23 protein-coding genes, 1 tRNA gene and 1 other RNA gene are annotated in these 15,752 nt (G+C 55.3%); 6 read left to right on the forward strand and 19 right to left on the reverse strand.

Annotation, left to right across the window (positions count from 1 at the left end):
• Position 1: 1 nt before the first annotated feature.
• Both ACP5PX_RS00125 and ACP5PX_RS00130 read right to left on the reverse strand, forming a co-directional pair.
• Entirely contained in the window at positions 2-820 is an 819-nt protein-coding gene (locus tag ACP5PX_RS00125) for a CBS domain-containing protein (RefSeq protein ID WP_428082757.1), read from the reverse strand.
• An 8-nt stretch (positions 821-828) separates the two neighbouring features.
• Entirely contained in the window at positions 829-1,359 is a 531-nt protein-coding gene (locus tag ACP5PX_RS00130) for a CBS domain-containing protein (protein WP_428082759.1), read from the reverse strand.
• A 74-nt stretch (positions 1,360-1,433) separates the two neighbouring features.
• On the opposite strand from ACP5PX_RS00130, the gene rpiA reads away from it, so the two are divergent.
• The 5 genes from rpiA (at position 1,434) to ACP5PX_RS00155 (ending at position 4,163) form a co-directional block, all read left to right on the forward strand.
• Positions 1,434-2,144: a ribose-5-phosphate isomerase RpiA gene (gene rpiA / locus ACP5PX_RS00135; RefSeq protein ID WP_428082761.1), complete on the forward strand. Its 711-nt coding sequence runs from the start codon at positions 1,434-1,436 to the stop codon at positions 2,142-2,144.
• A 49-nt stretch (positions 2,145-2,193) separates the two neighbouring features.
• Positions 2,194-2,313: transfer RNA gene (locus ACP5PX_RS00140), tRNA-Met, on the forward strand.
• Positions 2,314-2,384: 71 nt separating this feature from the next.
• The gene (locus ACP5PX_RS00145) at positions 2,385-3,269 is read left to right on the forward strand and encodes an NAD(P)H-hydrate dehydratase (RefSeq protein WP_428082763.1); all 885 of its coding nucleotides are present in this window, start codon (positions 2,385-2,387) and stop codon (positions 3,267-3,269) included.
• A gap of 4 nt (positions 3,270-3,273) precedes the next feature.
• Positions 3,274-3,420, forward strand: coding sequence for a 50S ribosomal protein L40e (locus ACP5PX_RS00150; RefSeq protein WP_428082765.1), 147 nt, complete (start codon positions 3,274-3,276; stop codon positions 3,418-3,420).
• Complete coding sequence (locus ACP5PX_RS00155) at positions 3,417-4,163, forward strand: geranylgeranylglyceryl/heptaprenylglyceryl phosphate synthase (RefSeq protein WP_428082767.1); 747 nt, start codon at positions 3,417-3,419, stop codon at positions 4,161-4,163. Before ACP5PX_RS00150 ends, ACP5PX_RS00155 begins: the two co-directional genes overlap by 4 nt.
• Positions 4,164-4,207: 44 nt before the next feature.
• On the opposite strand, the gene ACP5PX_RS00160 is transcribed toward ACP5PX_RS00155, so the two are convergent.
• The 12 genes from ACP5PX_RS00160 to ACP5PX_RS00215 all read right to left on the reverse strand — a co-directional run bounded on the left by ACP5PX_RS00160 (position 4,208) and on the right by ACP5PX_RS00215 (position 11,778).
• The gene (locus ACP5PX_RS00160; protein WP_428082769.1) at positions 4,208-4,462 is read right to left on the reverse strand and encodes a hypothetical protein; all 255 of its coding nucleotides are present in this window, start codon (positions 4,460-4,462) and stop codon (positions 4,208-4,210) included.
• 90 nt (positions 4,463-4,552) lie between these two features.
• Positions 4,553-4,855 (reverse strand): cupin domain-containing protein, encoded by a 303-nt coding sequence (locus ACP5PX_RS00165; RefSeq protein WP_428082961.1) that lies wholly within the window; start codon positions 4,853-4,855, stop codon positions 4,553-4,555.
• A 99-nt stretch (positions 4,856-4,954) separates the two neighbouring features.
• Positions 4,955-5,554: a sulfite oxidase-like oxidoreductase gene (locus ACP5PX_RS00170; protein ID WP_428082771.1), complete on the reverse strand. Its 600-nt coding sequence runs from the start codon at positions 5,552-5,554 to the stop codon at positions 4,955-4,957.
• Positions 5,555-5,695: 141 nt separating this feature from the next.
• Positions 5,696-7,888 (reverse strand): copper-translocating P-type ATPase, encoded by a 2,193-nt coding sequence (locus ACP5PX_RS00175; RefSeq protein ID WP_428082773.1) that lies wholly within the window; start codon positions 7,886-7,888, stop codon positions 5,696-5,698.
• 40 nt (positions 7,889-7,928) lie between these two features.
• Positions 7,929-8,216, reverse strand: an RNA gene (gene rnpB, locus ACP5PX_RS00180) — RNase P RNA component.
• A gap of 50 nt (positions 8,217-8,266) precedes the next feature.
• The gene (locus ACP5PX_RS00185) at positions 8,267-9,079 is read right to left on the reverse strand and encodes a ZIP family metal transporter (protein WP_428082775.1); all 813 of its coding nucleotides are present in this window, start codon (positions 9,077-9,079) and stop codon (positions 8,267-8,269) included.
• Between the two features lie 30 nt (positions 9,080-9,109).
• On the reverse strand, positions 9,110-9,346 hold the full coding sequence (locus ACP5PX_RS00190) for a cytochrome b5 domain-containing protein (protein WP_428082777.1): 237 nt from the start codon (positions 9,344-9,346) through the stop codon (positions 9,110-9,112).
• Between the two features lie 54 nt (positions 9,347-9,400).
• Positions 9,401-9,952, reverse strand: a complete 552-nt coding sequence (dps, locus tag ACP5PX_RS00195) for a DNA protection during starvation protein (RefSeq protein WP_428082779.1) — start codon at positions 9,950-9,952, stop codon at positions 9,401-9,403.
• A gap of 32 nt (positions 9,953-9,984) precedes the next feature.
• A complete protein-coding gene (locus tag ACP5PX_RS00200; RefSeq protein WP_428082781.1) occupies positions 9,985-10,209 on the reverse strand; it encodes a hypothetical protein in 225 nt (74 codons plus the stop codon).
• Positions 10,210-10,213: 4 nt separating this feature from the next.
• Complete coding sequence (locus ACP5PX_RS00205; RefSeq protein ID WP_428082783.1) at positions 10,214-10,867, reverse strand: peroxiredoxin; 654 nt, start codon at positions 10,865-10,867, stop codon at positions 10,214-10,216.
• Between the two features lie 43 nt (positions 10,868-10,910).
• Entirely contained in the window at positions 10,911-11,246 is a 336-nt protein-coding gene (locus tag ACP5PX_RS00210; protein ID WP_428082785.1) for a rubredoxin-like domain-containing protein, read from the reverse strand.
• 28 nt (positions 11,247-11,274) lie between these two features.
• Positions 11,275-11,778 (reverse strand): rubrerythrin family protein, encoded by a 504-nt coding sequence (locus ACP5PX_RS00215; RefSeq protein WP_428082787.1) that lies wholly within the window; start codon positions 11,776-11,778, stop codon positions 11,275-11,277.
• A gap of 99 nt (positions 11,779-11,877) precedes the next feature.
• Here ACP5PX_RS00215 and ACP5PX_RS00220 point away from each other — a divergent pair, with 99 nt between their 5' ends.
• Entirely contained in the window at positions 11,878-12,300 is a 423-nt protein-coding gene (locus ACP5PX_RS00220) for a winged helix-turn-helix transcriptional regulator (protein ID WP_428082963.1), read from the forward strand.
• Positions 12,301-12,389: 89 nt separating this feature from the next.
• On the opposite strand, the gene ACP5PX_RS00225 is transcribed toward ACP5PX_RS00220, so the two are convergent.
• The 5 genes from ACP5PX_RS00225 to ACP5PX_RS00245 form a co-directional block, all read right to left on the reverse strand.
• Complete coding sequence (locus ACP5PX_RS00225; protein ID WP_428082789.1) at positions 12,390-12,740, reverse strand: NifB/NifX family molybdenum-iron cluster-binding protein; 351 nt, start codon at positions 12,738-12,740, stop codon at positions 12,390-12,392.
• Positions 12,727-13,011 (reverse strand): hypothetical protein, encoded by a 285-nt coding sequence (locus ACP5PX_RS00230; RefSeq protein WP_428082791.1) that lies wholly within the window; start codon positions 13,009-13,011, stop codon positions 12,727-12,729. The genes ACP5PX_RS00225 and ACP5PX_RS00230 overlap by 14 nt, the downstream gene beginning before the upstream one ends.
• A gap of 129 nt (positions 13,012-13,140) precedes the next feature.
• Positions 13,141-14,022 carry a VIT1/CCC1 transporter family protein gene (locus ACP5PX_RS00235; protein WP_428082793.1) on the reverse strand — a complete coding sequence of 294 codons (882 nt, stop codon included), beginning with the start codon at positions 14,020-14,022 and terminating at the stop codon, positions 13,141-13,143.
• Positions 14,023-14,132: 110 nt separating this feature from the next.
• On the reverse strand, positions 14,133-14,903 hold the full coding sequence (locus ACP5PX_RS00240; RefSeq protein ID WP_428082795.1) for a radical SAM protein: 771 nt from the start codon (positions 14,901-14,903) through the stop codon (positions 14,133-14,135).
• A gap of 111 nt (positions 14,904-15,014) precedes the next feature.
• A complete protein-coding gene (locus ACP5PX_RS00245; RefSeq protein WP_428082797.1) occupies positions 15,015-15,752 on the reverse strand; it encodes a ZIP family metal transporter in 738 nt (245 codons plus the stop codon).

Here is a 15,752-nt window from a genome sequence, read left to right on the forward strand (position 1 = left end):
TTCACCCGCAGGCAAACCTGACGATATCCGAACGGCTCAAAATGCCCACCAGATCTCCCTCCGAAACCACCGCCAGCCGGCCAATTTTTTTCTCCAGCATCAGATCGATGGCTGCGGGAAGAGGGGTTTGAGGGGAGACCACGATGGCCGGCGTTCTCATCACCGATTTCACGCGCGGCGGCGACTTGAAACGGCCTTTGTCCGACTCCTCCGAGAGGCGGACAGTCCCCGACCTGATTATGTCGGAGCGGGTGATCATCCCCAGCACCTGTCTTGACCTCCGCCGCTTATCATACCTGACCACGGGCAGGCCGGAGCAGTTTGTTTTCTCCATCAGGTCCCAGATCTTGGAGATCTCATCCTCGGGCTCGCAGGTAACCACATCCGTAACCATTACTTCTCCCACCCGTCTTTCCGGGGAAATTCTCCCGGAAATCTGGGCCAAGACATCGTCGAGTCTTACCAGGCCGACCACCGTCATGTCGTTCGGTCCCTTCACCACGGGAACGTCGGAGACCTCATGCCCGACCATCTGCCTCGCCAGATTAACGAGCGACATCTCTGGGGTGGCCACCAGCCTGTAGGGGGACATAATCCCGGAAACGGCAATGTTGGAGCGGGTCGAGGTCACCTGCAGGACCTCCTTGATCGTCACAATCCCGGAAAGTCTCCCAGCATCGATGACCGGCAGGCTCTTAAGTCCGGTTGAACGCATCACCGCCCGTGCCTTGGTGACCAGATCGTTGGGGGCCACAAATATGCTGCAGGGCTTCATCACATCTTCAACTTTCACGCCGCTGAGCACTTCACGGCATGCCATTAAACCATCTACTCGCCCATCGAATCACGACAATTTTCACACACCCACATGCCATTAACTTCATAGAGATCGGTGGTGACCTCGCCGCAGTTCTCGCAGACGCTCTGATCCACGCGTTCCTCCGGAATTCTTTCCGGATGGGCCATCAGCTCGGAGAGCGCCGGAGATATCGCGGTGATATCCGACGAGGTAACGATGCCGACCAGCTTTCCGTTTTTAACCACAGGAAGCCGGCGGATCTTGTTGCTGGCCATGATCTTGGCGGCTTCAACGATGTCGGCGTCGGGGCCGATTGTGATCAGGGGGGCCGACATTATCTTCCCCACCCGAATCTTGCTCGGCTTGAGGTCCTCGCTAACGACCTTCATCAAAAGGTCCTTCTCGGTCAGAATACCAACGGGCTTCTTTCCATCAACCACCACGATGCTGCCGACGTCCTTGCTCGCCATCAGCTTGGCGGCCCGAGCCACATTGGTTCCCCGGGGCACCGTCAAAACTTCAGTCCTCATGGCCTCGCTGACCGGAATCACCCGCTTCATCGTGCCACCGATTTCATATTGTCATTTTCTACTTAAATCTTTAAGGCACCGAAAAACAGTTAATTCTGATTTGCGTGGACACCGAGAGCTGGAAAGCGGCGGCGGCGCGAGAAGCGGCCAAGCTTGTCCGAGACGGCATGGTGGTGGGCCTAGGCTCCGGAACCACCGTGGCCAAGTTAATCGAGGCGCTCTCGGAACTGCGACCCGACGCAACCTACATCGCCGCCTCGTCGTCGTCCGAGAGGCTGGCCAGGGATTTGGGGTTAAAGCTGACCGGATTCGAGAACCACCAGCAGCTCGACCTGACCATCGATGGCGCCGACGAGGTGGACCCTAACTTCGACCTGATCAAGGGACACGGCGGGGCGCATACCCGGGAGAAAATCATCGCCGAGGCCGCGAGAAGGGTGGCCATCATCGTTGACAAAAGCAAACTGGTCAGAAGGCTGGGACAGCGTTTTCCCGTCCCGGTCGAGGTCCTGCCCTTCGCCAAGGACTACACGATAAAAAAGCTGGCCGCGCTCGGCAGCCCACTTCTCAAGACCAAAGACGGCGCCCCCTTCGTGACCGACAACGGCAATTATCTCGTCGAGGTCTGGTTCAAGAGAATCAGCAACGCGGCAAAACTGGAAAAGAAGATCAACAGCCTCCCTGGAGTAATTGACAATGGGATTTTCACCGGTCTCGCCGATGTGATTTTCGCCGGCCATGAGGACGGGTGTACGGTTTTGCGGGACAGGAGGGGCTTCCTGAAGTTCTTGAAACAGGCTGAATCCAAAGGGTAAAATCGGGACCAAAAAAGGCTTAAGGATTTGACAGGAAAAATCTCTATGAGCCGGGGTAGCTCAGCTGGTCAGAGCGCGAGACTCATAGCTTCAACCGCAGCTGTGAGTGCTGAACTACGGGATGATGTAGGAAATCTCGAGGCCGCGGGTTCAATTCCCGCCCCCGGCACCTTTTAAAACCATAAACATCACCTGAGCATACTATTTAACCCCGGTCCCGCGTCTTTAGTTTTGGTAACTATGGAAAAAATATCCCGGGTTGAAAGGAAACACGTGGGCGCAATCTTACCCCAACGCAGGGCCGATGCCCACAAGGGAGATTTCGGCAGGTTGCTCGTGATCGGCGGCAGTTCCCGCTACGTGGGCGCCCCAGCTCTAGTCGGGCTGGCCGCGCTGCGTTGCGGCGTTGACCTCGCCATAATCGCGGCTCCGGAGAGAACCGCTTGGACCATCAACTCGCTCTCGCCGGACCTGATCACAATCAAGCTCCAGTGCCGTGATCTGGAGCCTTCCACGTTGCCTGAGATTTCCCGAGAACTGGAAAGCGCCACGGCGGTCGTCGTCGGTCCCGGTCTGGGGGCACTGCCGGAAACTCTCGAAGCCGTGGTCAGGCTGGCGCGACTGTTGCGGGAAACCCACCCCGGACTCCCGGCGCTGTTCGACGCCGACGCCTTCAAGGCCTTGGCCAGAGAAACCAGCCTGCTCAACAAAATGCCCTGGGTGATGACGCCCCACGCCGGAGAGTTCAAAACGCTCACCGGCCAAACTTTGCCCGCCGATCTAGATGGCCGCATCCAGATGGTCAAGAGGGCCGCGCGGAAACTGGGATGCGTCATCCTGCTTAAGGGGCACGTGGACATCATCGCCTCGGCGAAGGGGGAGCTGAAGCTCAACCACACCGGAAATCCCGGCATGACCGTCGGCGGCACCGGAGATGTCCTCTCCGGAATCGTCGGCGCCTTCCTGTCCCAAGGCGTCGATCCTTTCCAGGCAGCCACCGCCGGAGCTTGGGTCTGCGGGAGGGCCGGCGATCTGTGCCTGAAGGATAAGGGCTATGAGTTCCTCGCCTCAGACGTAATCAATAAAATACCTGAAGTGTTCAAGGAGGTAAGGAAAAAGGGGTGAAAACATGGCAAGGTTTGAAGTCGCGGAGAGGCGCCTGTTCAACACCAAAATCTGCATGAGGTGCAACGCCCATAACCCAATCAAGGCTACCAAGTGCCGCAAGTGTGGCTACTCCGGTCTCAGGCCCAAGAGCAAGGAGCCACGAGGATGAAGGTAGAGGAGAGACTGCGGCGTATCATCTCACTTCATGGCGCCGCTCATCTCACGCTCATCGACCCCGAAAAACAGCCCCCGGAAAAAGCGGGAATAATGGCCGCGGATGCTGCCGCCGCCGGAACCGACGGAATCATGGTCGGCGGTTCAACGCACGCCGGCGGCGGGCTGCTCGACGACACCGTGCTCGCGATAAAGAAGACCACCGACCTTCCGGTCATTCTCTTCCCGGCCAACGAGGCTGGCATCAGCGCCCACGCCGATGCCATCTTCTTCATGAGCATGCTCAACTCGCGCGACGTCTATTACCTCGCCGGCGCCCAGCGGCTGGGGGCACCCATCGTCAAAAAGCTGGGGCTGGAGCCGATTCCCATGGCCTACCTAGTCGTGGAGCCGGGAGGCGCTGTTGGCCGCGTGGGCAAGGCCGAGCTGATCCCGCGAGAGGACAAAGAACTCGCGGCCGCCTACGCGCTGGCGGCCCAGTATCTGGGGATGAGGCTGGTGTATCTGGAGGCGGGCTCGGGGGCCGACAGACCGGTTCCGGTTGAAATGGTCCGAGCGGTGCGAGAAGCGACTGATGTCATTTTAATCGTCGGCGGGGGAATCAGAACACCCAAGGCGGCGGCGGAGCGCGTCCGGGCCGGAGCCGACATCATCGTGACCGGAACGCTGGTGGAACAGTCCAAAGACCGGCGTGCCAGAATAGGGGAAATTGTGAGAAAAATCAAGATGGTACGCTAAAAATAGGAACGGCGGGAAAATCGGCTGGTCAAGATCGACGAAAATTAAATCAACTTGCGGTGCTTGGCGCAGGAAATACAGGCATATTCCTTCATGTGCGGCAGAAACACGCGCCTTCGATCGAGCCCGGGGATGTTCCGCAGGTCACCGATACCGTAATGCCGCCTGACCGGGACTGCCTTGATTCGCGGCGTCATCCGGCCGCAGTAGACGCAGGGCACGGGCTGGCTCCTGCCACCCGGCTTGTAATGGCCCCATTTCTTACCCATGATCTCGACCAAGACTTCATTAAAATTCAAGGCTATAACTGTTTGGGTTTCACCACGATGAATCACCAAATAACCTCTGCAGGACCTAGTGGTTCCCAAATCGTGGCCGCAGAAACGATTTTACTTAACCGATCGAATCATCGTCAGGAGCATCTTGAACCGCTCGCAAGCAAATAGAGCATGCGGCTCGTTGGCCGGCATCAGTATGGCCTCACCAGAACTCAGGTGATATTTCTTCTTGGAGATGGTGATTTCGGCCTCGCCATCGATAATCTGCACCAAGGCATCATAGGGCGCGGTGTGCTCGCTAAGGCCCTGTCCCTTATCAAAGGAAAACAGCGTGACCGTCCCGGCTTTCTTCCTCATAATCTCCCGGCTGACCACGGAGCCCTCCTGATAGGCCACCAAATCTGCCAGCTTCATGACCTGTTTAGCCAAATCATTACTCTCCTGTTTTTTCAGGCTATCACCAGCAATACCTCGAGTCCGAATTATATAACTGTTAATTTTTTCAAATCTTAATCAACCAGAGTATCTCTCTTCCTTCCAGGGGTCACCGCGGTTGTGATAGCCGTGGCTCTCCCAGAAGCCGGGCCTGTCCTCGGCAATGAACTCCACCCCAACCACCCACTTCGCGCTCTTCCAGAAGTACAGCCGGGGCACAACGAGCCTGACCGGATAGCCGTGCTCCGGGGTCAGCGGTTTGCCATCATGTTTGACCGCGAAAAAAACGTCGGGCTCAAAAAAATCGCTGAGCTGAAGATTGGTGGTGAACCCTCCCGCCCCGTGAACTATGACGAACCTCGCCTCGGGAAGAATCCTGACCAGCTTTTTCAAGTGGCTCGTGCTCACGCCCTCCCAAAGGTTGTCCAGCCTCGTCCACCCTGTGACGCAGTGGATATCGGAGAGGACCCTCACGCGAGGCAAGGACATAAACTCCTGATAGTTCAATCTCAGCTCCCTCTCCACCAGTCCGAAAACTGAGAGGCTCCAGTTTGAGGGGTCTATCCGCTGCACCTTCCCATAGTGGAGAACCGGCCATTCATCGGCCAGCCGCTGCCCCGGTGGAATTCTGTTCTTTCTTTCCACGTCGGGGCTTCTGATTATCCCCAAGTCAGGCACCTCTTCACCCCGTTCCAGTTCTACCCATCACCACAAAAGCATGAAGCTTAGCATAATAACTGTTTTCAAAATTTTTCCTCAGGAGATTTACCAAACAACTTGTCAAACCGTGCGTATTTACTCGAGGTGGTGGCGAAAACGTCAATGATGATGCCCGTGTCCCGCCGACCCCTCCCCTCCGATGGCAGAGAGGTACTTCTCAGGATCCTGCCGGAACTTCTCCTCGCAGGCCCGGGAGCAGAAATAAACGATCCCCCCTTGGTGCTCCAGCTTGCTGAAGGCTTCTTCAGGACGCAGTTCCATCCCGCAGACGGGGTCTTTGACCATCAGGCTTTCGGCCTCCAGCTTCGGAACCTTCGGGCCGTGCCTCCTCAGCGTCTGAGCGTTGAGCGCCACAATGATCGTGCTCAGCGACATCACTATGGCACCAACGGCGGGATTCAGAACTACCCCCAGACCAGAAAGAACCCCGGAGGCTAGGGGGATGGTGAGGACATTGTAACCCGCCGCCCACCAGAGATTTTGCACCATCTTGGAGTAAGTCCGGCGGGAAATTTCTACGACCTTGATCACGTCCCTAGGGTCATTTCTCACCAGAATTATGTCCGCGCTCTCGATCGCCACGTCGGTGCCGGCACCGATGGCTATACCGACGTCGGCCGTGACCAGAGCCGGTGCGTCGTTGATCCCGTCGCCCACCATTGCCACCCGCTGTCCTGCCTCCCTCAAGGCCTTCACCCTCTCCGCTTTTTCTTCGGGCAGCACCTGGGCGAAGTACTCATCAATTTTGAGTTCCTCGGCGACCCAGCGGGCGACCTCGTCGGAGTCTCCGGTGATCATGTAGACCTTCAGGCCCATCTCCTTCAGCCGCCTGACCGCCTCAAAGGACTCGGCCCTAATCCTGTCGGCGAGGGCAAAAGCCCCGGCCAGCTCCCCGTCCACCAGGGTGAAGACGATGGTTTTTCCCCCTTTCTGAAGTTCCTCTATCCTAGAATCAGAGGGCTCCTTCCTCAGCTCCTTCAGCAGGTTGGGGCCGCCCACGTAAACTTCCCTACCCTGAACCCTGCCCCTAGCGCCCCGGCCCGGTATCGCCCTGAAATCCTCGGCGGGCGGGATGGCAACATTGCCCTCCCGCGCGCGCTCGACGATGGCCTTAGCTATCATGTGTTCGGAGTTGAGCTCGATGCTGGCGGTGAGCTTGAGAAGTTCCTCCTCAGGAATGAAGGAGATAACATCGGTGACGCCGAGCTTCCCCTCGGTCAGTGTCCCCGTCTTGTCAAAAACAACCGCATCCACATTTCTAACCGCCTCAAAGGCCCTCCTATCCCTGATGAGAATCCCGTTCCTAGCGGTGATGGAGGTGGAGATGGCCACGACGAGTGGTATGGCCAGACCAAGAGCGTGGGGGCAGGCAATCACCATAACAGTAACGGAGCGTTCTATCGCAAAGCCCGGGTCTGAAACCAGCGACCAAGCGACGTAGGTCAAAATCCCGACGCCGAGGGCCACGTAGAAAAGCAGCGCGGCGGCCCGGTTAGCCAGATCTTGGGTCCTAGATCGGCTCTCCTGCGCCTGTTTCACCAGCTTGATGACCTGCGCCAGATAGGTTGCCTCACCCGTCTTTTCCACCCTCACCTTTAAGGCCCCCTCCTCATTGATGCTGCCGCCGATGACCCTCGCCCCGGCACCCTTGGGCACGGGGACTGACTCCCCGGTTAAAAAGGACTCGTTTACCGAAGAGGCGCCCTGAATCACAATTCCATCGGAAGGTATCCTCTCCCCGGGACGAACCAGCACCACCTGTCCGGCCCGGAGCTCCGAGGCCGGGACGTCCCTCAACCCACCGTCCTCAACCAAATGTGCGGTTGTGGGCATTATTCTGACCAGCTCCTCCAGCGCCATCGAAGCCCCTAGTAGGCTCTTCGCCTCGATCCAATGACCGAGTAACATCACATCGATCAGCGTGGCGAGTTCCCAGAAAAAGTCCATTCCGAAAGCTCCAAGCACCGTGGCCGCCGAGTAGAAAAAGGCCACGGAAATCGCCATGCCGATGAGGGTCATCATCCCGGGCTGACGCGACCTTATTTCATCAACCAGTCCGGACAGAAAAGGCCAGCCACCGTAAATGTAGATAGGAACTGAGATGAGAAGCAGCACCAAACCCTGATAGGGTATCGAGAGGGTGAAGCCAAACCACATCTGGATCATTTCTGAAAGCAGCAGGACTGGCACGGTTAGAACTAGGGAGACCAGAAATCTTCGCTTAAAGTCCGACAAGTGGTGGGCATGACCGTGGCCCATGTGCTCGGGAGAGCCGTGAAAGTGGTGTTGCATTTATTGTTCATCGCTGTATTGATTAAAGAAATTAACGCCGGCGTGCTGGCCGTAACCCGTCTTCTGTTTTCAGGCGACATTCAGCTAAGCGGGCTACCACCCGCCTCCGGCAGGCGTTCATCGGCGGCAATTTGCCCTTGCATCCCGCGTGATGGCCGTTTCATCCCCAGCGACACGACCTCAGCGTTGCCGCATCATGGCGCGAGTCGTGGGGTGTCGTTTCTGTGCCATCTTCCCGACCTCTCGGCCGTACCCTTGCGGGGCCGCGGACCTGCCCGATGGACGGAATTTCCTCAGGCTTGCGCCCGACGGTCGCCCACCAGCTCGCCGGCAATTAAATTCCCATCTTTCAGCCTTTAGATTTTCCGCCTGGACCTATTAACCGAAGGCCACATCGAGGATCATCATTACCACAAATCCCAGCATGGCGCCTATCGTGGCCAAATCATGGTTGCCCCCCGTCTGCGATTCAGGAATCAGCTCCTCGATGACGACGAAGATCATCGCCCCGGCGGCAAAGGCTAGGGCATAAGGCATGATGGAACGGGCCGAGATGACCGTCGCCGCCCCGATTACGGCCGCGACCGGCTCAACGACCGCGGACAGCTGCCCGTACCAGAAGCTCCTCAACCGGGACATGCCCTCGCGCCTGAGCGGCAGGGAAACCGCCAGCCCCTCCGGGAAGTTCTGGATCCCGATGCCGACAGCCAGCGCGGTCGCCCCGGCGAGGGTGGCGAAAGGCAACCCCACAGTAACCGCCCCGAACGCGACCCCCACGGCGAGCCCCTCGGGGATGTTGTGGAGGGTTATGGCCAAAACGAGCAAAGTGGTTCTCTGCAGGCTCGTCTTGGGTCCCTCCGCCTCGCGCATGGGAAGGCCGAGATGCAGATGGGGCAGGGCTCTGTCCAAAATCTGCAGTAAAGCCCCGCCGGCGATAAAGCCGACCGCGGCTGGCAACCAGGCCGGAAAACTTCCCTCCGCAGACATTTCTATCGCCGGGATGAGCAGAGACCAAACGCTGGCCGCGATCATGATGCCAGCCGCAAATCCGAGCATGCCGTCCATCACCCTCCGGTTGAAAGCCCTGAAAAAGAAAACTCCAGAAGCTCCCAGCGCCGTTAAGCCCCAGGTAAACACGGTGGCCAGAAACGCCTGCATCACGGGATGAAGATCATAAAAGAAACCAAGCATGCCATCAGCCAGTTTATTCAAGCATAAAATTTAACCATCGACAAGAATTCCCACCACCGGAAACGTCGCCAGAAGTTCATCACCATGCGGAGCCTTCCCCATTGCCTCGGTCAGGTCTTCGCCGGCCCTGTGCCGGGCCTGGTGCCTGCCACCTTTCCAGAGAAAGCTGGAGGAGACATCATAAACCTTGCCCCGATAGGCGACATAAGCCGGTCTGCCCTCCCTGCCATCATAAACGGCCAGTTCCTCTCGACTGAACTTTCTCATGTAACCATCAATAGATAACTTCTAAAAAATAAAAAGGGGAGAGATAACCCCCACCTACTTCAGAAACTTCGACACAAACGGTGACGTCTCTCCCCGCCTTAGGTAGTGTCCGGAAGGCCCTTCGCCGAGGAACTCCGAGAACCAAGATTCATGTTCGATCTCCTCGTTCAGGATTGACAGGGAAAGGTCATAGGTGCGATGATCTTTGCCCGCAGTTAAATTGCAGATGTGTGTGTAGCCTCTTACCGCACATCTCTCCGCCTCGACCAGCACCTTCAACATCGCCCTGATGTCGGTTGGATCCCGGGGCAAGCTCGCCGGAGGACAGGCCGAGCAGTCGTGGAAGTCCTTCATGTTCTCCGGAAGTTTTCCGCCCAGCTCATATATCCGCGGCACCAAGGCCTCGAAGTGGTTACGGTCCTCAATTCTCGCCGTTTCGGCAATCTCCTTGATTCCCTCCCCCTCCAGACCGATCAAGTTCACCCGCAGAATTGTGTAGTAGTAATAAGTCGTCAGCTCTGCCGCTGCGTTCTTCACCAGCAACTCGACCAGCTCGTCGACATTGACGCCTGATCTCTCCACCATCTCCCGCGCCACTTTAGCCATTTTCTCACCTCCTGAAATTTTTCAAACTCTTTTTAACCCAAATCTGCTGCCCGTCTTCCGGAATCGGTCAGGAGGTATTTTCCCTGCTCCTCGCGGACCAGGCCGGCTTCCACGAGTTCCCTTAGGCCGGCCCTAACCCGAAACAGCGGGAGATTTGTCTCCTTGGCGACCTCCTCCGGGGTGCGAGATTCGGCTAGGGCCAAGAGTATTTTTCTGCCTGACTCGGTGGGCTTGCCATCCGGCGATATGCAGGCCAAGCCTTCACCTCGCCAGCTTCTTTTTGCAGAAGTACCAGTCCTTGCAGTCGTAGCCCTGTTTCAGCCTTTCCTCGGCCGCCTCCTGGGTGGCCGGAGGAGGAACGATGACGTCCTCACCGGGCCTCCAGTTGGCTGGCGTGGCGACATGGTACTCATCAGTGGTCTGCAGGGCGTCGATCAGCCTGAGGATCTCGTCGGTGTTCCTCCCCGTCGTCAGCGGGTAGTAGATCATCGCCCGGACGATCCCGTTGGGGTCGATCACAAAGACGCATCGGGTAGTCTCGGTCTTGCTTTCTCCCGGCATGATCATACCGTAGAGCTGCGAAACTTTCTTGTCCAAGTCGGCGATCACGGGAAACGGTATCTTGACACCGAACTTCTCCTCGATGTTTCTTATCCAAGCGATGTGGGAAGTCACGCTGTCAACGCTCAATCCCAAGAGCTGAACGTTCCTCTTTTGAAGCTCGGGGTAAATCTTTGCGAAGGCGATGAACTCGGTGGTACAGACGGGCGTGAAATCGGCGGGATGGGAGAACATGATGAGCCAGCTGCCCCTGAAATCCGAAAGCTTCAGTTTTCCCTGCGTGGTCACGGCCTCGAACTCGGGCGCCTTCTCACCCAGTCGCGGCAGCGTTTTTACCTCCAAACTTTCCTCCATTTTTTACACCTCCCCATTTTTCTGTCAAAAAAATTCAGTATTTTCATCCCCATTTGCCCTTGCCCACGTGGGTCTGAACCTCGGTTCTGGACCTCTGCCTTATCATCCATGCCATTTCCTTGGCTTGGGTGAATATTTCCAAGCACCTCGGGTCAAGGTTATCCCTGATTCCGTTCTCCGCAACCGCCAAGACCTCGCTCAGCAGCTTCTGCAGCGAAACATGCAGATCGTTGGTGTATCTGGACCTCTCGATCAGCTGCGCCTTATCATCCGGCAGCTTCTCAAATTTTTCCCTGGGTGCGCCACAGTTGGGGCACTTCTCCGGCGGATTCTCGCCGTCGTAAATGTAGCCGCAAACCAAACACTTCCACTTCATCATCTCCACACCTCCATCAATTATCTCCGTCTCAGAACCCCTTAAACTCTGTCTCCGGGGCTCCGCATATGGGACATCTCTTCGGCGCCTCACCCTCAACGGTGTAGCCGCATTTTTTGCAGATGTAGATGGTCCCGATTTCAATGTCCGAGCCGCTCAGCACGCTCTGCCTAGCCTGCTGGTACATCCCGGCATGCACCTTCTCCGCCTGCAGCGCATAGTTAATGCTCCGCTGCGCTCCCAGCTCGTTCTGGAGATCGGCGACGGCTTTAAACGCCGGGTACATCTCCTCAACCTCATATGTCTCACCGTCAATCGCCGCCTGCAAATTTTCCGCTGAACTTCCGACCTGCCCGAGCGTTCGCAGATGGTTCGCTGCATGCACCAGTTCCGCGTAGGAAATGGCCCGGAAAAGTCTGGCCACGTTTTTAAGCCCCTCTTCCTCGGCCCTCTCGGCAAATATGGCGTACTTCATGTGGGCCTGGCTTTCTCCCGCAAAAGCTTCTTTCAAATTTTTCTCGGTCATTTTCTTCATCCAATCCCCAAGAGTTAATTTATCTACGGATTTATTAAACTTTTGTCCGAAAAAAGGATTTATATGTCCCAAATTATTATTAAACAGGATGAAAACATGGTGGACGAGCTCGATCTGAAGATTCTGCAAATGCTGGAGAACGACGGCAGCCTATCCTTCACGGAAATTGCCAGGAGGCTGAGGCTGAACGAGTCAACGGTCCGGAAAAGAGTTCTTGCCCTGAAGGAGAAAGGAGTGATAAAAAAATTCACCATCGTCGTCGATCATGAAAAGATCGGCTTCTCCACCTTGGCAGTGGTCGGCATCGACGCCACACCGGATAAACTGCTGGAAATCGCGCAAAAATTGGCGGAACTGCCTGAGACTAAATACGTGGCCACCTCAACGGGAGACCATATGATAATGACCGAAATCTGGGCCAGGGACGGCAGGGAGCTCTCCAGAATCCTCTCCGAAAAAATCGGTGCCATTGAAGGGGTGAAAAAAATCTGTCCGGCTATCATCCTCGAAAAAATCAAGTGAATTAATCCCGTCTGGTTTTATAGGCTATTGAAAAAATCCCACCAATCTTGAAATACTGCGGCTGGATTTTGCTGGATTGTGTAAAGAAATCAGGCCGAAAAATGCTTCTTGTATAGCTCGTCCCGGATAACATCGATGACTTTTGTTCCGACATGAACTTTGGCGACCTTCAACTTTTCCTCCTTAAGAAGCGATAGCGCCCCAAGCCCAATCTCGGCGGCCACGACCACGTCCACACCGAACTCTTTCAGCTTCTGAACAACCACCCGGCCCCTGCCCCGGGAAAGTCCCGCCGCCGGATTTTTCATTATCTCCAAGTGAACCTTTTTCCCCTCGACTGTGGCTATGGTGAATGTCTCCGCCTTGGCAAAGTGGTCTGCAACTTCGTCTCCTAGCCCTTTCTGTCCCTTGGTAGCAATGGCCACCTTAACCTTGGCCATATGTGTCACGGGATTTTGATTCTTCCAGCTGTTTAATCCGTTCCTGAACGAGCTCCAGCTCTTGCTTCAATCTCTCCATATGGTTTTTGAGATAGTCGATTTCTTCTTCCGGAGTCAATGCCATCGCGGGTGGACGCGGAGCGTAGAGCCACCAGCAGGCTCCCGGACCGTAGAGCCAACCGGGCCGCTGCCAGGGTGGCAAGTAGCTGAACGGACCATGTCCCGGCCAATCACCGAACCGCCGATATCCCTTCCGACCGAACATTTCCATCACCGAAATATGTTCTATAGCACAAAATATAAAAAGCTTTGGTTCTGACCAATTCAGCGGCCATAGGAAATACTAAACGCGTCCGTTCGAAAGTTGGAATATCTGCCGCTGTACCGATTTCTCGAAATCTCAAATCTCTATTCCTAGAAATATTCTAACCCCAACACCGATTAGAAACGTCAGCGCGGCAACCCCGAGGCTGATTGCCGCCATTTCGGCAAATCTCCGCAGAAAAGGAAATCCCCTAGCAACTGACACGTAGTAGGTGAAGACAAATATAATGAAAACGGCGAACAGTATTGTCAACCCCAGTGAGAGGAGTGTTTCCTGAAACAGGAGAAACGGAGCTATCAAAAGCATGACTGTGGCCAGATAAGCTACTCCTGTGTAAAGCGCGGCCTTACCCGGACGTTTTGATGAGTCCTCCGCCTTGGTCGACAGATACTCGGAAGTTGCCATAGAAACGGAGGCAGCGATGCCCGTGATCAACCCCGCAACGGCAACATAGCGGCTGTTCTCGAAGGCAAAGCTGAACCCGGCCAGTGCCCCAGTTAGCTCCACCAGAGCGTCGTTCAGTCCCAGCACCATGGAGCTAACATACTCAAGCCTTTCCTCGTGAATTGAATCGATAAGTTGTTTCTCGTGATCCTCCTCATCCCTTAGGATTTCCTCAGCCTCCGGTATAATTTTTGACAGCTTTTCATAGTTTTCCTGCGCTCGCTCCTCGCTTTTTTCCATCAATTTCAGGCCAAAGGTTATTCCGAAAATTCTGGACACAAAAAGATAAAACCAGACCAACGGCCCGTTTGGCTTCACCTCGAGACCCGTGTGGTCCTTCCAGAAATTATAGTGTCTGAGCTCATCATCCGCCATCCGGCTCAATATCTCCTTAGTCCTCTGGTCCCTCGCCGAAGACGACAGCCTTTTGTAAATGTGAAGGCCGTTGATCTCCTCCTTCTGCGCAGCAACGAGGCTGTTTTTAATCTCGGTGCTCAAAGGATGAGAATTCATGAAGGTCAATTTATTCTGGACTCCTAACAATTTAGATTTTGTCTTCCGGCAGTGCTACTTAATTCTACCAGAACAATCAGCAGGGTCATTGTCCGTGAGAACAAGTTTATTTATTCTTTCGCTCTCTTAAGCCATCTCAACTTGCCTCTACCAATCTTCACTTCCACGCGAGGTTTGGTGGCAAGGTAAACCGAGCGAACGTTCATCCCGACAAAGTCATCCTGAACTCGCGTCAGTTCCTGCAGCGTCAGCGGTCTCACCCGACTGGGTCTCAATGGAGTATTTAACTGGACCTCATCGGGATTTATCTCCTTGGCGATTTTGGCAATTTCACGTGAAAATTTCATGTTCTCCGGGACTAACATGACCTCCAGCTGAAACCTGCCCCTGAACTCAGCGCGAAATTTCTTTAAACCCTCAACTATCTCGTGGAAATAAATGCCCGAGTGCGGCCGATTTACCGCCTGAAGTAACTGCTCGTCGGAAACATCCAGCTTGCCTTTCACGATATCTGCCTTGGCCAAATCTTCCCTTACCTCCCTCCGGATTTTGAGCGAAGAATTGGTCAGAACCGCCACCGGAAGTCCCGAGATTTCTCGGGCTATATCTATAAGCTGCCCCAAGTTCCGAGCCAGCGTTGGTTCACCCGTGCCAGAGAAGGTCACCACATCGGCCCTAACCTTATTAACTGCCCGCTTGAGGGCGCGCGCGACCTGGTCTTCGGTGACAAAAACCCTCCGTTCGACCGACTTCTCGGTTGTGGGTCCGAGAGAGCAGTAGATGCAGTCGAAGGAGCAAATTTTTCCTTTCTGACAAATCGGATCCACGCCCAGTGATCTCCCCAGTCGCCAAGAGGAAACCGGACCGTAAACAATTGCCATAAATCGACCAGCCACATTCTCCTTTAGCCCATTTTTGAACTCGCGACAAATAAATGCCTCGGTTGCGCCTTAGAAAAGTAACTGCCGATACCAATTGGATTTACCAAGAAATCACAACATCTTGAGCGCCCACATCAGAGCAATTCCGATTATAAACGCGAAGAAGGCCACCAAGGTTCTGGTGGTGCTCGCCTCTTTGTGCAGCTCGGGAACCAGATCCGAGGCCGCGATGTAGAGAAATCCGCCCGCGGCGAAGGGCAGCAAAAACATCATCGCGATTTCATGGTGGGGGAACAAATAATAGCCCAGAATTCCTCCTGCCACCGCCGTCAAAGCAGTCACAAAATTCAAAAACAGCGCCTTTCGAGAGCTGAGACCGCCGTAGACCAAGACGCCGAAATCTCCCAGCTCCTGCGGAATTTCGTGTGCAGCGATGGCGATGGTGGCGGTCAATCCGAGAGGTACGCTCACGACGAAACTGGCCGCCATGATCAAGCCATCGATAAAATTGTGCACGCCATCACCAATGAGGTTTAGATAAGCGAAGGTATGTATCGGGCACGCTCTCTCATGACAGTGCCGCCAGAGCAGTTTCTCCAGGATAAAAAAAATCACGAAACCTACGATCACCATCAAGAAGACATCTTCCAAACTGGCGGTTCCGCTAGCTATCGCTTCCGGCAACAGGTGGAGAAAACCGCCGCCGATCATAGCCCCAGCAGCAAACCCGATTTGTGCCAGCAATATTTTCTTTAACATATTTTCTGATAACACCAGTGTGGCCGCCCCGATGAATGAAATCAGGCTAACGATAAATGTAGCCAAAAGAATCCAGAGAACCTCGATCAT

It is taken from the genome of Hadarchaeum sp. (SeqCode), assembly GCF_049969415.1.
GTDB lineage: Archaea > Hadarchaeota > Hadarchaeia > Hadarchaeales > Hadarchaeaceae > Hadarchaeum.